The sequence below is a fragment of the Occultella kanbiaonis genome (genome assembly GCF_009708215.1).
Taxonomy (GTDB): Bacteria; Actinomycetota; Actinomycetes; order Actinomycetales; family Beutenbergiaceae; genus Occultella; species Occultella kanbiaonis.
In genome coordinates, this window is record NZ_CP046175.1 from 1,476,941 (window position 1) to 1,494,606 (window position 17,666).

17 protein-coding genes are annotated in these 17,666 nt (G+C 72.3%); 6 read left to right on the plus strand and 11 right to left on the minus strand.

Annotated elements, in window-relative coordinates; genetic code table 11:
- Positions 1 to 5: 5 nt before the first annotated feature.
- The 10 genes from GKS42_RS06560 to GKS42_RS06605 all read right to left on the minus strand — a co-directional run bounded on the left by GKS42_RS06560 (position 6) and on the right by GKS42_RS06605 (position 7,657).
- Entirely contained in the window at positions 6 to 1,022 is a 1,017-nt protein-coding gene (locus GKS42_RS06560; protein WP_154793103.1) for an AAA family ATPase, read from the minus strand.
- Positions 1,019 to 1,519 (minus strand): hypothetical protein, encoded by a 501-nt coding sequence (locus GKS42_RS06565; RefSeq protein WP_154793104.1) that lies wholly within the window; start codon positions 1,517 to 1,519, stop codon positions 1,019 to 1,021. Before GKS42_RS06565 ends, GKS42_RS06560 begins: the two co-directional genes overlap by 4 nt.
- Complete coding sequence (locus tag GKS42_RS06570; RefSeq protein WP_154793105.1) at positions 1,516 to 2,352, minus strand: DUF4129 domain-containing protein; 837 nt, start codon at positions 2,350 to 2,352, stop codon at positions 1,516 to 1,518. The genes GKS42_RS06565 and GKS42_RS06570 overlap by 4 nt, the downstream gene beginning before the upstream one ends.
- A gap of 38 nt (positions 2,353 to 2,390) precedes the next feature.
- Positions 2,391 to 2,864, minus strand: a complete 474-nt coding sequence (locus GKS42_RS06575) for a dihydrofolate reductase (protein WP_232847962.1) — start codon at positions 2,862 to 2,864, stop codon at positions 2,391 to 2,393.
- Between the two features lie 21 nt (positions 2,865 to 2,885).
- A complete protein-coding gene (locus GKS42_RS06580) occupies positions 2,886 to 3,683 on the minus strand; it encodes a thymidylate synthase (RefSeq protein ID WP_154793107.1) in 798 nt (265 codons plus the stop codon).
- A gap of 71 nt (positions 3,684 to 3,754) precedes the next feature.
- Positions 3,755 to 4,546 carry a nucleotidyltransferase domain-containing protein gene (locus tag GKS42_RS06585; RefSeq protein ID WP_154793108.1) on the minus strand — a complete coding sequence of 264 codons (792 nt, stop codon included), beginning with the start codon at positions 4,544 to 4,546 and terminating at the stop codon, positions 3,755 to 3,757.
- Positions 4,547 to 4,604: 58 nt separating this feature from the next.
- The gene (locus GKS42_RS06590) at positions 4,605 to 5,378 is read right to left on the minus strand and encodes a hypothetical protein (RefSeq protein ID WP_154793109.1); all 774 of its coding nucleotides are present in this window, start codon (positions 5,376 to 5,378) and stop codon (positions 4,605 to 4,607) included.
- 56 nt (positions 5,379 to 5,434) lie between these two features.
- Complete coding sequence (locus GKS42_RS06595; protein WP_154793110.1) at positions 5,435 to 5,860, minus strand: OsmC family protein; 426 nt, start codon at positions 5,858 to 5,860, stop codon at positions 5,435 to 5,437.
- Between the two features lie 52 nt (positions 5,861 to 5,912).
- On the minus strand, positions 5,913 to 6,467 hold the full coding sequence (locus tag GKS42_RS06600) for a maltokinase N-terminal cap-like domain-containing protein (RefSeq protein ID WP_154793111.1): 555 nt from the start codon (positions 6,465 to 6,467) through the stop codon (positions 5,913 to 5,915).
- 35 nt (positions 6,468 to 6,502) lie between these two features.
- Positions 6,503 to 7,657, minus strand: a complete 1,155-nt coding sequence (locus GKS42_RS06605; protein WP_154793112.1) for a hypothetical protein — start codon at positions 7,655 to 7,657, stop codon at positions 6,503 to 6,505.
- A gap of 34 nt (positions 7,658 to 7,691) precedes the next feature.
- Between GKS42_RS06605 and GKS42_RS06610 the strand changes: the two genes are divergently transcribed.
- The 3 genes from GKS42_RS06610 to GKS42_RS06620 all read left to right on the plus strand — a co-directional run bounded on the left by GKS42_RS06610 (position 7,692) and on the right by GKS42_RS06620 (position 13,481).
- On the plus strand, positions 7,692 to 8,708 hold the full coding sequence (locus GKS42_RS06610; RefSeq protein WP_154793113.1) for an NAD-dependent epimerase/dehydratase family protein: 1,017 nt from the start codon (positions 7,692 to 7,694) through the stop codon (positions 8,706 to 8,708).
- An 85-nt stretch (positions 8,709 to 8,793) separates the two neighbouring features.
- A complete protein-coding gene (locus tag GKS42_RS06615) occupies positions 8,794 to 9,771 on the plus strand; it encodes an NAD-dependent epimerase/dehydratase family protein (RefSeq protein WP_154793114.1) in 978 nt (325 codons plus the stop codon).
- Between the two features lie 56 nt (positions 9,772 to 9,827).
- On the plus strand, positions 9,828 to 13,481 hold the full coding sequence (locus GKS42_RS06620; RefSeq protein WP_154793115.1) for a bifunctional proline dehydrogenase/L-glutamate gamma-semialdehyde dehydrogenase: 3,654 nt from the start codon (positions 9,828 to 9,830) through the stop codon (positions 13,479 to 13,481).
- A gap of 58 nt (positions 13,482 to 13,539) precedes the next feature.
- Here the strand turns inward: GKS42_RS06620 and GKS42_RS06625 are convergent, their stop codons facing one another.
- Positions 13,540 to 14,226 carry an NUDIX hydrolase gene (locus tag GKS42_RS06625; RefSeq protein WP_154793116.1) on the minus strand — a complete coding sequence of 229 codons (687 nt, stop codon included), beginning with the start codon at positions 14,224 to 14,226 and terminating at the stop codon, positions 13,540 to 13,542.
- A 191-nt stretch (positions 14,227 to 14,417) separates the two neighbouring features.
- On the opposite strand from GKS42_RS06625, the gene GKS42_RS06630 reads away from it, so the two are divergent.
- The 3 genes from GKS42_RS06630 to GKS42_RS06640 are packed head-to-tail and all read left to right on the plus strand — an operon-like array spanning position 14,418 to position 17,660.
- On the plus strand, positions 14,418 to 15,329 hold the full coding sequence (locus GKS42_RS06630) for an ABC transporter ATP-binding protein (RefSeq protein ID WP_232847963.1): 912 nt from the start codon (positions 14,418 to 14,420) through the stop codon (positions 15,327 to 15,329).
- A 22-nt stretch (positions 15,330 to 15,351) separates the two neighbouring features.
- On the plus strand, positions 15,352 to 16,500 hold the full coding sequence (locus GKS42_RS06635) for an ABC transporter permease (RefSeq protein ID WP_154793118.1): 1,149 nt from the start codon (positions 15,352 to 15,354) through the stop codon (positions 16,498 to 16,500).
- Positions 16,497 to 17,660: an ABC transporter permease gene (locus GKS42_RS06640; protein ID WP_154793119.1), complete on the plus strand. Its 1,164-nt coding sequence runs from the start codon at positions 16,497 to 16,499 to the stop codon at positions 17,658 to 17,660. The genes GKS42_RS06635 and GKS42_RS06640 overlap by 4 nt, the downstream gene beginning before the upstream one ends.
- Positions 17,661 to 17,666: the final 6 nt, after the last annotated feature.

Below are 17,666 nucleotides of genomic sequence, written 5' to 3' on the forward strand. Positions count from 1 at the left end.
CGCACTCACCGGCCGGCCCGCCCGGCGGCCACCCCCGCGCTCGCCGGCCCGGGCACCTCGTCCAGGAGGGCGGTGACCACCGCTTCGGGTACGGTGCCCGACGCCCAGGCCGACGGCGTCAGGACGAGACGGTGGGCGAGGGCGGGCACCGCGATCGCCTTCACGTCCTCCGGGGTGACGAACGCGCGGCCATCCAGCACTGCCATGGCGCGGGCGATCAGCAGCAGCGCCTGCGAGCCACGGGGGGAGGCGCCCACCTCGACCGCGGGGTGGGCTCGGGTCGCCACCGCGAGGTCCACGCAGTAGCGCAGGATGTCCGGGTCCACCTCGACGGCCTCGACGCCGGCCTGCATGCCCCGCACGGTCGCGGCGTCCACGACGGCGCGGACCTGCGCCTCCTCGCGTCGGCGGGCGACCCGGCGCGCGAGGACGTCCACCTCGGCGTCCGGGTGCGGGTAGCCGACGGACAGGCGCACCATGAACCGGTCGAGCTGGGCCTCCGGCAGCGGGTAGGTGCCCTCGTACTCGACCGGGTTGGACGTGGCCATCACGTGGAAGGGGCGTTGCAGCCGGTAGCTCGTGCCCTCCACGGTGACCTGTCGTTCGGCCATCGCCTCAAGCAGTGCGGACTGCGTCTTCGGCGCCGTCCGGTTGATCTCGTCGGCGAGGAACAGGCCGGTGAACACCGGGCCCGGCCGGAACACGAACTCGGAGGAGGTCGGGTCGTACACGAACGAACCGGTGATGTCCGCGGGCAGCAGGTCCGGGGTGCACTGCAGACGGCGGAAGTCCAGTCCGAGGGCGGCGGCCAGGCAGCGCGCGGCGAGCGTCTTGCCCAGGCCCGGCACGTCCTCGAAGAGCACGTGGCCGCCGGCGAGGACCGAGGCGAGCGCGATCCGCAGCGGGGCCTCCATGCCGACCACCACGGTGCCGACCTCCGCCAGGACCGCCGCACCGGAGCGGGCGACCTGCTCGATCGGCAACGGGGCGGCGTCGTCCGGGGTGGCGCTCGGAGTGGTCATCGGTGAGCCTTTCGTAGCGGGACTGCGGTCAGTGCGGTCAGGGTGCGTTGGACGCCGCGCAGGTCCGGCGCCGGCTGGTCCTCGTCGATCAGGAACGCGGTCACGGGACGGCCGAGGAGGTCCTCGACCGCGCGGACGCCGTCCGGGGTGTCGAGGGAGTACCCGGCGAGCTCGAGGGTGTCCAGACAGACCCGGCGCAGCCGCCGACGGCCGGACCCGGTCAGCTCGCGCTGCTGCCCGTACAGCGACCAGGACAGGCTGGAGACGTCGCGGCGGGCTCCGTCGCGGCGCCCGAACGGCAGCCGTGGCCACACGGCCTGGTCGCCCAGTCCGATCACGCGACTGCCCGCGACGACGAGTGCGACGGCGAGACCGATCATCAGTGAGTGCGCCACGTCCAGCCCGATGGTGAACGCGAGCACGGGGCCGCCGACGCCCACCACCACGGGCCAGACCCACAGGCGGCGCCTGCGCCCGTTGTCCGGTTGGCCGCTCACTCCTGCTCCTCCGGTGCCGGCCGGCGCGACCCGGCGTCGCGCCTGGCGGCCTGGAGCGCGGTCCAGCTACGGGCCAGGTCGGCGAGACAGGTCGAGGCGGTGGTGACGTCGTCGGCCGTGACCGGAGCGGTCGAGAACCGGGCCCGGTGGTAGAGCCGGAGCAGGGTGGCCGTGGCGTGCGGGTCCGCCTCGGTTCGGTCCAGCACCCCGGCGGTGAACTCGGTGGGTGTCTGCGCGGGCGCCCGGACCACACCCGAGCGGGCAGCGGCGTCCTCGAGGGCGAGCCAGGCCGCCACGATGGCGTCCCGTGGCTCCCGGATCTGGTCGAGGTGCTTCAGGGCGGCGCTCACGCCCTGCTCCAGCACCGGCAGTTCCGGCTCCGCGTCGGCGACCTCGCCGCCGACCAGCCGGCTCTGCGCGTCCGCCTCGTCCTCGAGCGGCCGCCGCAGGTAGGCGAGGTACCGCATCAGGAGGGCGATCACGACGACCGCGGCGACGAGGCCGGCGACCAGGCCGAGCCAGCTCAGGTCCGGCACCGGCAGGTCCTCGAGGAACGCGGGCATGGTCGGGGTCGGGTCGGGCGTCGGCTGCTGCTCCGAACCGGTGACGCTGGGCGGTTCCGCGGTCGGCACGTCGACCTGCCACCGCTCGGTGATCTCCCAGGGCCCGACGGCGGTCGCAGCGAGCACCGCGAACAGGCACACGGCCGCGACCAGCGCCGTGCGGCCGGCCGCGACGATCGGCAGCAGGCTCGGGGGTCGGGACGGCTCGTCGGGCCGGGTGCTGCCCGGGCCCGCGTCGTCGCCGGCCTCGGGGCCGCCTGGTGCAGTCATCGTCCGAGCAGCCTACCCAGGTGTGTCGGCCGTCACGTTCACGGGCGCCGATAGGTCAGGATCCGGAACCGCAGACCGCCGGCGCCGGTGCGCCACGGGCCGGCCTCGGTGACCTCCCACTCCGGCCCGATCGGTGGGGCGAAGGTGTCGCCCTCGACGTCCAGGTCGATCTCGGTGACGACGAGGACGTCCGCGTGGTCGATCGCCCGCGAATAGACCTCACCGCCGCCGCAGATCCAGGCGTCCTCCTCGGCGACGAGCGCCAGGGCGGCGTCCAGGGTCGTGACCAGCTCCGCGCCCTCCGCCTCGTAGCCGGGATCCCGGCTGAGCACCACGTTGCGCCGGCCGGGCAGCGGCCGGAACCGCTCGGGCAGCGACTCCCATTGGCGCCGGCCCATGACCACGGCGTCCCCCGCCGTCGTCGACCGGAAATGGGCGAGGTCCTCCGGAAGCCGCCAGGGCAGGTCGTTGTCGCGTCCGATCACCCGGCCGCGGGCTTGCGCCCAGATCATCCCCAGCATGCTCGCTCCGTCTCAGACCGCGATCGGAGCCTTGATCGTCGGGTGGTGGGAGTAGCCGACGACCTCGACGTCCTCGTAGGTGTAGTCGAACAGACTCGGCGCGGTGTTCAGGCGCAGGGTCGGGAACTCGTACGGCTCCCGGGTGAGCTGCTCGCGGACCTGGTCGACATGGTTGCTGTAGATGTGGCAGTCGCCGCCGGTCCAGATGAAGTCGCCGACCTCGAGGCCGACCTGCTGGGCGACCATGTGGGTGAGCAGGGCGTAGGAGGCGATGTTGAACGGCACCCCGAGGAACAGGTCGGCGCTGCGCTGGTACAGCTGGCAGGACAGGCGACCGTCGGCCACGTAGAACTGGAAGAACGCGTGACACGGGGCCAGTGCCATCCGGTCCAGGTCGGCGACGTTCCACGCGGAGACGATGATGCGCCGGCTGTCGGGGGTCTGGCGCAGCTGGGTGAGGACCTGGTCGATCTGGTCGATGTGACCGCCGTCGGGTGTCGGCCACGAGCGCCACTGGACGCCGTAGACCGGGCCGAGCTCGCCGTCGTCGTCGGCCCACTCGTCCCAGATCCGAACCCCGTTCTCACGCAGGTAGCCGACGTTGGAGTCGCCGCGCAGGAACCAGATGAGCTCGTGCACGATCGACTTCAGGTGCACGCGCTTGGTCGTGACCAGCGGGAAGGCGCGGGAGAGGTCGTAGCGCAACTGATGTCCGAACACCGAGAGGGTGCCGGTGCCGGTGCGGTCGCCCTTGGTGGCCCCGGTGGTCAGGACGTGGGCGAGCAGTTCCTCGTACTGGGTGTCCGGCATGGAGCCAGTGTAGGTCGGCCGGCAGCGGGCTCACCGTGCGTGCCGCGCCGAACGCCAGGAACCGAAGTCGGTCAGCCCCAGCCCCAGTGGCGGCGCTGGGCATCGATCGCCCAGTCGTTGATCCGGTCGACGTCGGCGACTGCGGGGAGCGGCGTCGCGCCGTCGTCCAGCAGGGTCCGGACCTGGGCTTCCAGGCCGGCGATCTCGAGGGAGACCTCGATGCGCGGCACCTCACCACGCTTCACGGCCAGGACGCGCTCGCGCTCCCGCACGGGCAGGGGCAGACTCAACGTTCCCGTCGAGGCGATCTCGAACCCTTGATAGGCGAGCCGCAGCGCATGGCTGCCGTACTTCACGTCCCAGCCGTACTTCTCGATCAGTTCCGGCCGGTTGGGGACGTCTCGCTGCGACGCGCCCAGCATCCGCTCGTGTTGGGATCGCATGTAGCCGAGGAATCGCTCGACGGCCCGCTGCGACAGGAAGGACGACCGCATCGATCGCAGTTCCGTTCCGAGCGGTGTCACGACGACCAGGGACTCGTCGGGCGCGAACAGAGGCAGCATCACGGTCGGGTTGCCCCGGATCCCCAGGCGGAGGTACTTGCGCAGCGAGTACAGGATCAGATCGGTGTCGCCGTGACCGCTGCGCACCCCCTCGGGCTGCGTCCGCCAGACATAGTCGTCGCGGTACTTCCCGACGCCGAGCGCGTGCGAGGGCGGCTCGATGTAGACACCCATCTCGTCGTGGTCGTCGGTGCCGGCGATCGCGATCCCGTGCACACCGCTGCCGACCACCGACCGCAGGATCTCATTCGGGAGCGCGACGGCCGAGTCGCCGTACTCGACGTTCCTGACCTCCGACATGGCGACCACCCTGCCGGACCACCCCGGCCGCGTGCACCCTGTTATCGGGCCGCCCGTTTCAGGAGCCGTCCGCCCCGGCTTCGCTGCCCTTCGGCAGCGGCTCCTTGAACAGGTCATCGGGCTCGACCGTCACGGCGGTGCCCTCCACCTCCCGCGTGAAGAAGGCCGGGGCCGGTCCGAACGCCTCCTTGGTGCCACCGATCATCGTCTTGCCCATCAGCCGGCCACCGGCGAACCCGACCACGGCGCCGACGCCGAACGGCAGCAGCCGCCCGAGCATGATCGACCCGCCCTTGGCCGCGGCCACCTTCACGACCCGACCGCGCAACGCCTTGTTGACGCTCTTCACGGTCGCCACCGGCAGCCGGGTGAGCAGCACCTTCGCCCAGGTGACCGAACTCAGCCCGAGCTGCTGCTCGAACAGCTGCGGGCCCTGCTCGCCGAGCAGGGAGCTCATCAGCAGCGCCCGCCGCCGGTGGACGTCGCCGACGGCGATCCCGTGCACGTCCGCCACCGCCAGGGACAGTGCGCTCGAGGCGGCCAGGAACACGCCGACCTGTCCCGCGGTGAGGGCCACCGCCGCGGTGGTACCGATGACCGGGAACGCGGCGGCCGCACCGACCGCCGCCCCGGAGCCGCTGACGGCGAGCAGGTACCGCTTCTCGAGGAGGGCGATGATCTCCTCCGGGGAGGCGGTCGGGTTCTTGCGCCGCAGGCCGTCGACGTAGGCGTGTACGCGTCCCGCGGGCACCGTGACAGCCGTGTCGATCAGGCGCTCCAGGGTCCCGGCGTCCTGCTCGCCGTTCTGGTCGTCCTTGGCCCTGCGTCCCATGGGTCCTCCTCGTGGTGCCTGTGCTCGGTGCGATGTGCTCGGGTGTCGAGGCCGCGCTAGCGGGCGTCGGTGATGCTCAGCCTGTGGGGCATCCCGGCATCCAGTGTGCGCCCCACGGTGCAACCGCGCTCCACGGCGCGGCGCACCACCTCCTCCAGGTCGGCTCGGCCCTGCTCGTCGAGACCGGACAGGTCGAGCACGATCTCGACCCGGCCGGAGCCGTACCGGTTCTCGTCCTCGACCTTCTCGGTCTCCACCCCGACCGAGGCGCGGAAGTCCCGCCCGAGACGCCGTGACAGCGGCCAGTCTGCGCTCATCAGGTTGCAGGCCGCGAGCGAGAGCTTCATCAGTTCCCCCGGCGAGAACACGCCCTCGGCGTCGTCCGGTCCGATCCGGACCTCCGCGCCACGCGCGTTGTATCCGGTGTAGGTCCGTTTGCCGGTGCGGTCGGCCCAGAGGGCAGCGGCGGGGGTGGCTTCCATGCTCCGATCGTGCCACGTGAGGCCGGGCGCGCGAGTGCTCACCTGCCGGGCTTCAGGCGGTGGCGACCACGCCGCTGCCGCCGTCCCAGGTCGCCAGGAGCGCCGGTGACCCGGTCTCGACGGCCCCCGGCTCACGGGCGAAGCGCACGACGAGCCCGTCTGGCGACGCGGCGGGATCCCACACGGTCAGGTGCACCGTCGGCTCCCGGGTCTCGACGAGGGTGTCGCCCTCCCAGACCTCGAGAGCTGCCTGGTGCTGCACCCCGGCAAGGGCGCGCTGGTAGGCGGCCAGGGCCACGGGATCACCCGTGCCGTCGTACACCCAGCGCCGCCCGAGGACCGAGTGCTCCATGGTGGCGATCAGGTGCTCGCCGGCGCCCTCCAGCGGTGCGGCCCGGTAGGTGAGGACGACCTGCCGGACGGGGCCGCCACGGGTGACCAGCAGCGCCTCGATGCCGACCTCGCCGGCCGGGTCGTCGAAACGGTAGCTGCCGACGCGGCGCAGCTGCCCGGGTCCGGCCAGTCCACCTGAGGCCGGTGTGGCCAGCCACTCCTCGAGCAGTTCCAACTTGGTCGGAGTCAGGGTCGAAGGATGGATGATCGCCATGAAGCGGAGCCTACCGACCCGCTCCGACCGGGGCCTCAGTCGGAGGTGGCCGCCTCGCGCGCGGCGAGCAGGCGCCGGTAGCGCACCCGATGCGCGGCGACGTCGGCCATCTTCACCGCCATGTCGTCGATGAAGTCGACCCGGTAGACCGCGTCGGTGAGCACCGAGATCGCGTAGTACAACCCCGTGAACGTGGCCATGGCCACCGATACCCGGATCAGGGTCTGGCTGAGCACCAGCGTGTCACCGAACAGGTTCACCTCCTCGCGCCAGTTGCCGCCGTCGATCGCCCACTCGGCCATCAGACCCGGGGTGATCGTGAGCACGCCGAGCGCCAGGAAGAACACCCCGACGCCGAGGCTCACCACAATCACCTGCAGCAGCTGGTTCGCGCCGACCATGGCCGCGACGTTGGCCTGCTGCGGGCGGGTCAGCGCAGGCAGGTCCGCCGCCTCCGGAACCGCCCGCTCCGCCCGGTCGAGGATCTCCGCCGTCTCCCGGGACAGCCGGATCCGCAGGATGAGCACGATCAGCGCCACGAAGAACGCCCCGAGGATGAGGTCCGAGGCGCCCGGGGTGTGGTCGAAGACCTGCCACACCTCGGTGGTGTAGAAGAGTGCGATCGAGAAGATCAGCAGCAACGGCAGGAACCGGATCAGCCGCAGCAGCGAGTCCCCGAGCTCCTTGCCGACTCGCGACATGCCCCACCAGAGGGTGGCCGCCAGCCCGTAGCCGACCACCCCGCGCACGATCGCCAGCAGCACCACGTTGCCGACCGCCACGGAGATCCCGGTGATCCACTGCCCGCCGAAGACCACGGGCAGCACCGCGGGAGCCAGCACGAAGAAGCCGAGCTCGGCCGTGCCGACGTCCTGTGGGAGCGTGCTCCAGGCCCGGCCCCGCAGCACGTTCAGCCCTGCGTAGCCGGCGAACAGCAGGCCGATCGCGCCGACCAGGACGGCCAGGTTGACCCACCACGCCCAGTCCAGGCGCACCGCGGCGGACACCTCGAGCAGCATCACCACGACCAGGAACGGGGCGGCCCGCCCGTACACGTCCCGTCGGGAGGTGTGCCCGTGCACGAGCAGGGGCAGTCCGTACCTGCGGAAGGTGCGCTCGCAGGCCGCGATCTGCGCGGCGGCACCCTCAGGTCGCGCCGGCGACCGCTCGGACGTTGTCCCCGATGTCATGCACGCAGGCTACTTGCGCCCCTACGGTGGGGTGATGAGCACCGCGCTGATCATCGGCGGCAACGGACAGATCGGCGTCCCCGCGGCCCTCGCGCTCGCCGCCGACGGGTGGCGGGTCCGGGTCCTGCACCGCGGCAGCCGCCCGCTCGAGCCGGAGCTGGCCGAACGCGGCGTACACGAGATCCGCGGTGACCGCGACGACGGGACGGTGCTCGCCACCGCGGTCGGCGACGGTGTCGACCTGCTCGTGGACTGCGTCGCCTTCAACGCCGGCCACGCCGACCAGGTGCTGCGCCATCGCGCGGACCTGGGCTCCGCCGTCGTGATCTCCTCAGCGGCCGTCTACGCCGATGGTGAGGGCCGGTACCTGGGTGGACCGGAGTTCCCGCACCTGGACGTCGGGCAGGGCGAGGACGGCCCGACGGCGCAGCCCGGCCCGGGCGGGTACGCGCCGGGCAAGGTGGAACTCGAGCAGGCGTGGCTCGCCGCCGACCTTCCGGCCACCGTGCTGCGGCCCGGTGCGATCCATGGTCGCTTCGCCCAGAACCCACGGGAGTGGTTCGCGCTCAAACGGGTCCTGGACGGCCGCACGGACGTGGTGCTCGCCCACGAGGGCAGGTCCCGGTTCCACCCGAGCGCCACCGAGAACGTCGCCGAGCTGATCCGCCTCGCCGCGGCCCGGCCGGGGCGCCGGGTGCTCAACGCGGTGGACCCGCAGGCCCCGACCACCGCAGAGATCGTGGCTGCCGTCTACGCGGCCCGCGGCCGTGACGTCACGCTGCACCCGATGCCCGGTGAGCCCGAGGGGAACGTGGGCCTGAGCCCGTGGGGTGTGCCCGTGCCGTTCGTCCTGGACATGTCCCGGGCGGCCGCGGACCTCGGCTACCGGCCGGCCATCGACTACGCGGCCTCGCTCGGGCCGTATCTGGACTGGATCGAACGCGCGGCCACCGAGCGGGACTGGCGTGAGGCGTTCGGCGACTTCGCGGCCGGCGGCGCCGACCTGTTCGATTACGCGGCCGAGGACGCCTGGCTCGCCGCACGCCGGTAGGTTCGTACCTGTCGGCACCGCGCCTGGGCCGATCCTGTGCCAGAACCGCCCCGGCCCACCTGGGCCACGCCCGAGGAGAGACATCGTGACGAGTGTGTTGTTCATCGGTGGGAACGGGCAGATCAGCGCGTCCTGCGTGGATCTTGCCCTGTCCCGGGGGATGGCCGTGACGGTGCTGAACCGCGGGACCACGCACACCCGGACCCTGCCCGACGGCGTCGAGGTGCTGCACGCGGACGCGCACGACGTCGCCGCGCTCGGCGAGGCACTGGCCGGCCGTGAGTTCGACGCGGTGGCCCAGTTCCGTTCGTTCAAGCCGGAGCATGCGGCCGCGGACGTGGAGTTCTTCACGGGCCGCACCGGTCAGTTCGTCTACATCAGTTCCGCCTCCGCGTACCAGACCCCACCCGCCGTGCTTCCGGTCACCGAGCAGACGCCACTGGAGAACCCGTACTGGCAGTACTCCCGGGACAAGGCCGCGAGCGAGGAGCTCCTCTTCGCCGCGCACGCCGACCGTGGCTTCCCGGTGACCGTGGTACGGCCCTCGGCCACCTACGACCGAACCCGGGTACCGACGTCCGGCGGCTGGACGGACGCCGCCCGGATGCTCCGCGGCGCACCGGTCGCCGTCGTCGGCGACGGCACCACCCGGTGGACGCTCACGCACGCGCGGGACTTCGCAGTCGGGTTCGTCGGCCTGCTCGGCCGCGCCGACGCCGTCGGTGAGGCGTTCCACATCACCTCGGACTTCGCGCCCACCTGGAACGAGATCTTCACGGTCCTGTCCGAGACCCTCGACGTCGAGGCGAACCTGCTGCACGTGCCGGCGACCGAGATGGCCGCCGTGGACGCCGACTTCGGCGCCGGGATGCTGGGCGACAAGGCCAACTCGTTCGTCCTGGACAACAGCAAGATCCGCGGCTTCGTGCCGGAGTTCGCCCCCAGCACCACCGTGGAACAGGGCTTCGCGGAGTCCGTGGCCTGGCACCTGGAGCAGGGCTTCGGCCCCGTCGGGGACCCGAAACTCGAGGCGATGTTCGACCAGATCGTCGCCCGGCACTGATGCGACACCCCGTGCCCGAAATGACGTCTCGGGCGCCGAACGCGCAAGATGGGAGCATGACCGCCCCGACCGACCACACCCAGGAACCGACCCACCGGACGGATCCGGCACCGACGACCGCGAGTTCGCTGCCGAGCGTGCCCGGGCCGGGCCGGGTGCCAACGGTCGAGGATGTCGTCGAGGACGCGGTGGCGCTCGCGCACCGGTGGGCGAGCGCGACCCACGCTGGGGAGAGCGGAGCCGAGCGTCGGGCCACGGCGCGGCTCGCGGCGCTCGTCGCCGACCCGGCCGGGCTCGACCTGGCGGTCCGGTTCGTGGACCGGGTCGCCCGCCCGGAGGACCTGAGGGTCGCCGCCGACGAACTCGGCCGGATCCGCGCCGACGCCGCCGGTGGGTTCCTGTCGAAGGCGGACCGGGGTCTGCTCGGACTCGGGTCCGCGGTGGCCGGCGTGGCACCCGGCGTGGTGGTTCCGCTGGCCCGGCAGCGGCTGCGTCAACTCGTCGGGCACCTGGTGGTGGACGCCCAGGACCCGGCGCTCGGCGCCCACCTGGCCAGGGCCCGGGCGGAGGGCTACCGCCTGAACGTCAACCTGCTCGGTGAGCACGTGCACGGAGAGATGGAGGCACTGCGCCGCGCGGAGCGGACCCGGGCCCTGCTGGAACGGCCCGACGTCGACTACGTCTCGATCAAGGTCTCCTCGCTGGTGTCCCAGATCAGCACGTGGGACACGGCGGGCACGACCAAGCGGGTGCTCGAACGGCTCCGGCCGCTGTACCGGACCGCCGCTGCGAAGACGCCGGTGGCGTTCGTGAACCTGGACATGGAGGAGTACCGCGACCTCGACCTCACCGTCGAGGTGTTCGAGTCGATCTGCCTCGAGCCGGAGTTCCTCGCACTCGAGGCCGGGATCGTGCTCCAGGCCTACCTGCCGGACTCCGCGGCCGCGCTGCGCCGGCTGATCGCGTTCGCGAACCGCCGCCGGGAACTCGGCGGGGCACCGATCAAGGTACGGCTCGTCAAGGGCGCCAACCTGGCGATGGAGCGGGTCGAGGCCGAGCTGCACGGCTGGACGCAGGCGCCGTTCGGCACGAAGGCGGACGTGGACGCCAACTACGTGCGGGCCCTGGACGAGGCGCTGCGCGGGGAGTCCCTCGGCGCGTTGCGGATCGGCGTCGCCTCGCACAACCTGTTCGACGTCGCTCTCGCGTACCTCCTCGCGACCGGCCGAGGCGTGGCGGGGATGCTCGACGTCGAGATGCTGCAGGGCATGGCGCCTGCGCAGGCCCGGGCGGTTGCGGCGGACCTGCGCGCGAGCGGTCCGCTGATCCTGTACACGCCGGTGGTGGCGCCGGCGGACTTCGACGTTGCCGTGTCCTACCTGGTGCGCCGCCTCGAGGAGAACGCCGCCCCGGAGAACTTCCTGCACGCGCTCTTCGCCGGCGGGCACGGCCAGGGTCAGGACCAGCAGACCGTGATGGCCGACCAGGAGGCGCGCTTCCGGGCGAGCGTCGAGGCCCGCAGCACGGTCTCGGACCGGCCCCGGCGGACCCGGGAGCGCGTACCGGCGGGTGTGGACTTCGCGAACTCGGTCGACTCCGACCCGGCGGTCTCGAGCACCCGGGACTGGGCGGTGACCGCCCTCGAGGGCGCGGCTCGTGGGCTCACCTCACCCGAGCTGACCACGGTGGCCATGGTGGACGACGTCGTCACTCGGGCCCGGCGCGCCGGCGGCACCTGGGCGGCTCTGCCGGCCGCGGAACGGGCTGCGGTGCTGCGCACCGCCGCCGACGCCATCGAGGCGCGCCGCGCCGACCTGGTCACGCAGATGGCCCACGAGGGCGGCAAGACCGTCGGTGAGGCCGATCCGGAGGTCTCCGAGGCCGTCGACTTCGCTCGGTACTACGCGGACTCCGCCGTTGACCTCGAGCTGCGCTCCGACGCCGAGGGACTCGCCTTCACCCCGACCGGACTGGTGTTGGTCACCCCACCCTGGAACTTCCCCGTCGCGATCGCGGCAGGCGGGGTGCTGGCCGCGCTCGCGGCCGGTTCACCCGCGATCATCAAGCCCGCCCCCGCGGTACCCGGGTGCACGGAGGTGGTGGTGGAGGCGATCCACGCCGCCCTGGCCGAGCACGGGCACGATCGCGACGTGCTGAGCGTGGTGCGGGTCGCCGAGGACGAGGTCGGCCGGCACCTGGTCGCGCACCCGCAGGTCGAGACGGTCATCCTCACCGGGGCCTGGGAGACGGCCCGGATGTTCACCCAGTGGCGGGCCGACCATCCCGGCGGGCCGGGGGTGCTCGCCGAGACCAGCGGCAAGAACGCGCTGATCGTGACGCCGAGCGCCGACTACGATCTCGCCGTCGCGGATGTCCTACGCAGTGCGTTCGGGCACGCCGGCCAGAAGTGCTCGGCGGCCTCGCTGCTCATCCTGGTCGGCTCGGTGGCCGGCTCGGAACGCTTCCGGCGGCACCTCATCGACGCCGTCGCCTCGGTGCGGGTCGGCTGGCCGGAGGATCTCGGCACCACGATGGGGCCGATCATCGAGCCTGCCGGCGGCAAACTGCTCGACGCCCTCACCCGGCTGGAGCCGGGCGAGACCTGGATGGTGGAGCCGCGCCGGCTGGACCCCTCCGGCCGGCTCTGGTCGCCCGGGGTCAAGGAGGGCGTCTGGCCCGGTTCCCCGTTCCATCTCACCGAGTACTTCGGCCCCGTCCTCGGCGTCATGACCGCCGCCACCCTTGACGATGCGATCGACATCGCGAACGCGGTGCCCTACGGGCTCACCGGTGGGCTGCACAGCCTCGACGCTGACGAGATCGCCCGTTGGAGCGACCGGATCGAGGTCGGCAACGGGTACGTCAACCGGCACACCACCGGGGCGATCGTGCGCCGGCAGTCCTTCGGCGGCTGGAAGCGATCCGCCGTCGGACCGGGGGCGAAGGCGGGCGGACCGAACTACGTGGCGCAGCTGGGCACCTGGATCCAGGAGCACCGGCCCGCCGGCGCCGGGGTCCCCGGGACCCGGGTGCGTGCCCTCGCGCGGACGCTGGCCGCGCTCACCACCGACCCCGGTGAGAGTGAGTGGCTGGAGGTGTCGATGGGTTCGGACGCGGCCGCCCGCGACGACGTGTTCCGTGTCGAGGCCGACCCGTCGGCGCTGCGGAGCGAGTCGAACGTGTTCCGGTACCGGCCGATCCCGCACCTGACCATCCGTGCGCAGGAGCGCACGCTACCGATCGAGGTGGCCCGGGTCGCGCTGGCGGCCGAGTGCGCCGGCGTGCCGGTGAGCGTGAGCCTGGCCGCGGATGTCGCCGCCGCGGCGAACGAGTCCGCCGCGGCCTTCGCCGACGCGGCCAGGGCCATCGGGTACATGGGCTGGCGCACCGAGACGGCTCAGGAGTTCGCCGACCGGATCGCAGCCGGGGACGTGCGCGGACGGGTGCGGGTGATCGGCCGGGCCGACGACCTCTGGCCGGCCACCGCGGCGCCCGACGCCGACGTGACCCTGCTCACCGGAGAAGTACTCGCATCCGGGCGCCGGGAGATGCTCGGCGTGCTCCGTGAGCAGGCGATCAGCAGCACCCGGCACAGGTTCGGGCACCTGCCGCCCGCACCGCGGGAACCGGAGCCGCCCGGCCGGGCCGCCCGAGCCCCGGGCGACCAAGCCCCGAGCACTGCCGCACCGGGCTCAGCCCCGGCGGGCTGAGGTCCCAGCGGGCGCCCGGTTCCGGTGCGCGGCTCCGGTCAGGCAGCCGACGCGCCGGTCACGCCTCGCCCGGCTCCGCGAGCAGGTCGGCACCGCGAGCCTCGTCCCATCCCATCCGGTAGACCGTGCCGGGGTCCCAGGGCAGGGTCCAGCCGAGCTGGTCGAAGACGTGGTCGAGCAGGTTCCCGGTGAAGCCCCACACCCAGCCCGTCGGGCGGCGGAACCCGTGGCTGCCGAAGCCGCCCATCTGCACCGTGGCCCGCGCGGCCGGATCGAGCAGCTCGGCCACCGGGACCCGGAGCGTGTGCAGGACCTCCCCGGGCGTGACCTCGTCGGCTGCGTGGGCCGTGTCCGACCACCCGAGCACCGGGGTGACGACGAACTCGCTGATCGGTACCAGCACCGGCGGGAGCGGACCGGCGACCTCCACCTGATCGGGGGCGATGCCGGTCTCCTCGTGCGTCTCACGCACGGCGGCGGCGACGGCGTCCTCACCGGGCTCGAGCCGCCCGCCGGGCAGCGCGATCTGGCCCGGGTGGTGGCGCAGCAGCGGGGACCGCTGGACCAGGAACAGGTCAAGGCCCGGGCCGGCCTGCGCCGTCGGCGTGAACAGCAGCAGCACCCCGGAGTGGCGGAAGCCCCTGGAGCTCTCCTCGGAGTAGGCGTGGGGTCCGCCCAGTTTCTTGAACCGACCGGACGCGGCCCGGGCCGCGAGCTCGAAGAGATCGTCGCGACGTGGCTGCACGTCCGCCAGCCTACGTGCCGGGTCGGTGCGTCGGTGCGTGGTCGCTGGCACGGTGGCTCGGCGAATGCTCTCGCCCGTCGTCGCCCGGTTGTGTCACGATGGCGGCGGACGGGGACGATCGACGGCTGGGGACGCCTGTGGCGCACGAGCGCGGAAGCACGACGAGTCAGCACGTTCTCGAGGTCGAGGAGGTGGTCCGACGATACGGCGACCTCACCGCCGTCGACGGGATCTCCTTCGACATCGCACCCGGCGAGACGTACGGCCTGCTCGGCCCGAACGGCGCCGGCAAGACCACCACGATCTCGATGATCGCCGGGCTGCTCGCCGCCGACTCCGGAGCGGTCCGGGTCCTCGGTGAGCAGATGGGCCCGTCCCGGGTCGCGGTGAAGCGGCACATCGGGCTCGTGCCCCAGGACCTGGCCATCTACCCCGAGCTCAAGGGCCGGGAGAACCTGAACTTCTTCGGTCGGCTGCAGGGCATGCGCGGCAAGGAACTGACCACTCGCGTCGACGAGGTCCTCGATCTCGTGGGACTGACCGACCGTGCCGGTGACCCGGCCAAGGAGTACTCCGGCGGCATGAAGCGCCGCCTGAACATCGGGATCGGACTCCTGCACCGGCCCACCTTGCTCATCCTCGACGAGCCCACCGTCGGGGTCGACCCGCAGTCGCGCAACGCCATCCTGGAGTCGGTGGAGGCGCTGTCGGGAGAGGGCATGGCAGTGCTCTACACGACCCACTACATGGAGGAGGCCGAGCGGCTCTGCGACCGCATCGGGATCGTCGACTCCGGGCAACTGCAGGCCGAGGGCACCCGGGACGAGCTGATCCGGCTCATCGGCGGGCTGGACCGGGTCCGCCTGGACGGTTCCGGCGACCTCGCCGCGGCCGCCGACGCCCTGGGCGACCTGGCCGCCGTCGAGCAGGTCGACGCGGACCGCACGGGACTCTCGCTCGCCGTCCGCGAGGCACCGACCGCCGTCGCCGAGCTCGTCACCCGAGCCACCGCCGCGGGCGTGACGTTGGCGGACGTGGAGATCACCCGCCCGAACCTAGAGCAGGTCTTCCTGCACCTCACCGGCAAAGCGCTGCGGGACTGATCCGATGCGACAACTGTGGGTGATGACCTCATCCGACCTGCGCCAGCGCCTCCGCGACAAGTCGGTGATCATCTTCTCGCTGATCGTGCCGCTCGCCCTGATGTTCGTCTTCAACCTGGTCTTCGGTGGGACCGACGAGATCGAACTCGAGCCGGTGACGGTCGCGGTGTCCGCCCCGGCCGACGACGAGGTCGCGCAGACCCTGCTCGATGCGATCACCGGGACCGGCGTCGTCGACGTGACCGTCGAGCAGATGACGGCGGACGCGGCACGGACCGCGGTGGCCGACGGCGACGCCAACCTGGCCATGATCGTTCCGGAGGGCTTCGCCCAGGACGTGCTCGCCGGCACCGGTGGCGACCTCGAGTTCGTCGAGGGGGACACCTCCGGTCTCGAGACCGGCGTCGTGATCGTCGTCAGTCAGTCCGTTCTCGATGCCTACGCAGCCGGGACGGTCGCAGCCACCGCAGGCGGCGGGCTCGGTCTCGACCCCGAGGAGCTCGGGCGCGTCGCGGTCGAGGCGGCCACCGCCGGGCCGACGATCGAGTCGACGGAGGGCGAGACCTCCGACGAACAGCTCGGCCAAGGGGCCGCGCTCGTGGCCGGCCAGGCCGGCCTGTTCCTCACCTTCACGGTCGGTTTCGGGGTGCTCGGGCTGATCTCCGAACGGCAGGAGGGCACCCTGGCCCGGCTCCAGTCGATGCCGATGCGCCCGGGCCTGATCGTGCTCGCCAAGGCCCTGACCGCGTTCGTCCTCGGCGTCGTCGCGACGTCAGTCCTGCTGACCCTCGGCGGGCTGTTCTTCGACGTCTCGTTCGGACCGCCCGCCCTCGTCGCCCTGCTGATCCTGTCCGTGGTCACCGCGATCACCTCGCTGACCTTCATCGTGGTCCGCGTCGCCCGGACGGCCGAGCAGGCCGGCATCATCCAGTCCATCCTGGCCATGGTGCTCGGCATCGCCGGCGGCGCGTTCTTCCCGGTGAGTGCCTCGGGGTCGCTCGCCACGGTCCTCGATCTCAACCCGATCGCCGCGTTCACCCGCGGGCTCGGCATCACCTCGAGCGGTGGTGGGCTCGCCGACATCGCGGCGCCGATCGCGATCATGCTCGGCTTCGCCGTGGTGATGCTCGTGGTGGCCCGGCTGATCCCCGACCGGGGGGTGTCCCGATGAGGGTCGTCGGTGCCATCGCCGGGGTGGAACTGCGGCGGTTCCTCCGGGACCGCTCCAACCTGTTCTTCGTGTTCGTGTTCCCGCTGATCCTCGTGGTGCTGATCGGCTCCCAGTTCGGGGCCGCGTCCTCCTCGGGCCGGGTGGTGATCAGTGGGTCGGACTCCTCGCTGCGCGCCGCCCTGGTGGCCGAGCTCGAGGAGGCCTCGGTCACGGTCAGCTACGCCGACGCGGACGCCGCCAGCGAGCAGATCGCCCGCGGCCGAGTGGATCTGGGTCTGGAGCTCACCGACGAGGCGGCGGCAGCGTTCGACGCCGACGAGGACCTGACCGTCGTGGTGACGTCGAGCTCGAGCGGCGGCGCGATCGCCACCCGGCAACAGGTCGACCGGGCCCTGAATGCGCTGCAGCTGCGACTACGACAGGAGGCCGCGCTCGTCGGCGCGGGCGCGGACCCGGCCGCCGTCGACGAGGCACTCGAGGACGCCGAGGCGCAGGTGGTGGCGCCGACCGTGACGGTGACGAACACCTCGAGCCTCTCCGAGGCCTTCGCCGGGGCGTCCGGCTTCACGGTGGGTGCCTCCGCGCAGGTCCTGCTGTTCGTGTTCCTGAACAGCCTCGCCGGTTCGGCCACCATGATCCAGGCCCGCAAGTACCGGGTGGTGGCGCGGACCCTCGCGGCGCCGGTCGCCACCGTGCAGGTGATCGGTGGCGAAGCGCTGGGCCGCTGGGTGATCGCCATGGTGCAGGGGCTCTACATCATGCTCGGCACCGCCCTGCTCTTCGGTGTCGAGTGGGGCAACCTCGCCCTTTCCACGCTGATCCTCGCGCTGTTCGCCGCCGTGGCCGCCGGTGCGGCGATGGTCGTGGGGTCGGCACTGGACAACGACAGTGCCGCCTCCGGGCTCGGTGTCGGTCTCGGCCTGGTGCTGGCCGCACTCGGCGGGTGCATGCTCCCGCTCGAACTCTTCCCGGACACGCTGCAGACGGTCGCCCTCTTCACCCCGCATGCCTGGGCCTACCAGGCGTTCGCGGAGGTGACCCGGCGCGGGGGTACCTTCGCCGACATCGCCGGCGATCTCGCGGTGCTGCTCGCCTTCGCCGTGGTGCTGCTGGCGCTCGGCTCCGTGCTGCTGCGGCGGAGCCTGGCCCGCGCCATCTGATCCTGA

Coding starts and splice junctions, on each gene's coding strand:
- GKS42_RS06635 (WP_154793118.1), top strand. CDS start 15,352: ATGACCTCATCCGACCTGCGCCAGCGCCTCCGCGACAAGTCGGTGATC.
- GKS42_RS06620 (WP_154793115.1), top strand. CDS start 9,828: ATGACCGCCCCGACCGACCACACCCAGGAACCGACCCACCGGACGGAT.
- GKS42_RS06610 (WP_154793113.1), top strand. CDS start 7,692: ATGAGCACCGCGCTGATCATCGGCGGCAACGGACAGATCGGCGTCCCC.
- GKS42_RS06605 (WP_154793112.1), bottom strand. CDS start 7,657: ATGACATCGGGGACAACGTCCGAGCGGTCGCCGGCGCGACCTGAGGGT.
- GKS42_RS06560 (WP_154793103.1), bottom strand. CDS start 1,022: ATGACCACTCCGAGCGCCACCCCGGACGACGCCGCCCCGTTGCCGATC.
- GKS42_RS06570 (WP_154793105.1), bottom strand. CDS start 2,352: ATGACTGCACCAGGCGGCCCCGAGGCCGGCGACGACGCGGGCCCGGGC.
- GKS42_RS06585 (WP_154793108.1), bottom strand. CDS start 4,546: ATGTCGGAGGTCAGGAACGTCGAGTACGGCGACTCGGCCGTCGCGCTC.
- GKS42_RS06580 (WP_154793107.1), bottom strand. CDS start 3,683: ATGCCGGACACCCAGTACGAGGAACTGCTCGCCCACGTCCTGACCACC.
- GKS42_RS06590 (WP_154793109.1), bottom strand. CDS start 5,378: ATGGGACGCAGGGCCAAGGACGACCAGAACGGCGAGCAGGACGCCGGG.
- GKS42_RS06575 (WP_232847962.1), bottom strand. CDS start 2,864: ATGATCTGGGCGCAAGCCCGCGGCCGGGTGATCGGACGCGACAACGAC.
- GKS42_RS06600 (WP_154793111.1), bottom strand. CDS start 6,467: ATGGCGATCATCCATCCTTCGACCCTGACTCCGACCAAGTTGGAACTG.
- GKS42_RS06640 (WP_154793119.1), top strand. CDS start 16,497: ATGAGGGTCGTCGGTGCCATCGCCGGGGTGGAACTGCGGCGGTTCCTC.
- GKS42_RS06595 (WP_154793110.1), bottom strand. CDS start 5,860: ATGGAAGCCACCCCCGCCGCTGCCCTCTGGGCCGACCGCACCGGCAAA.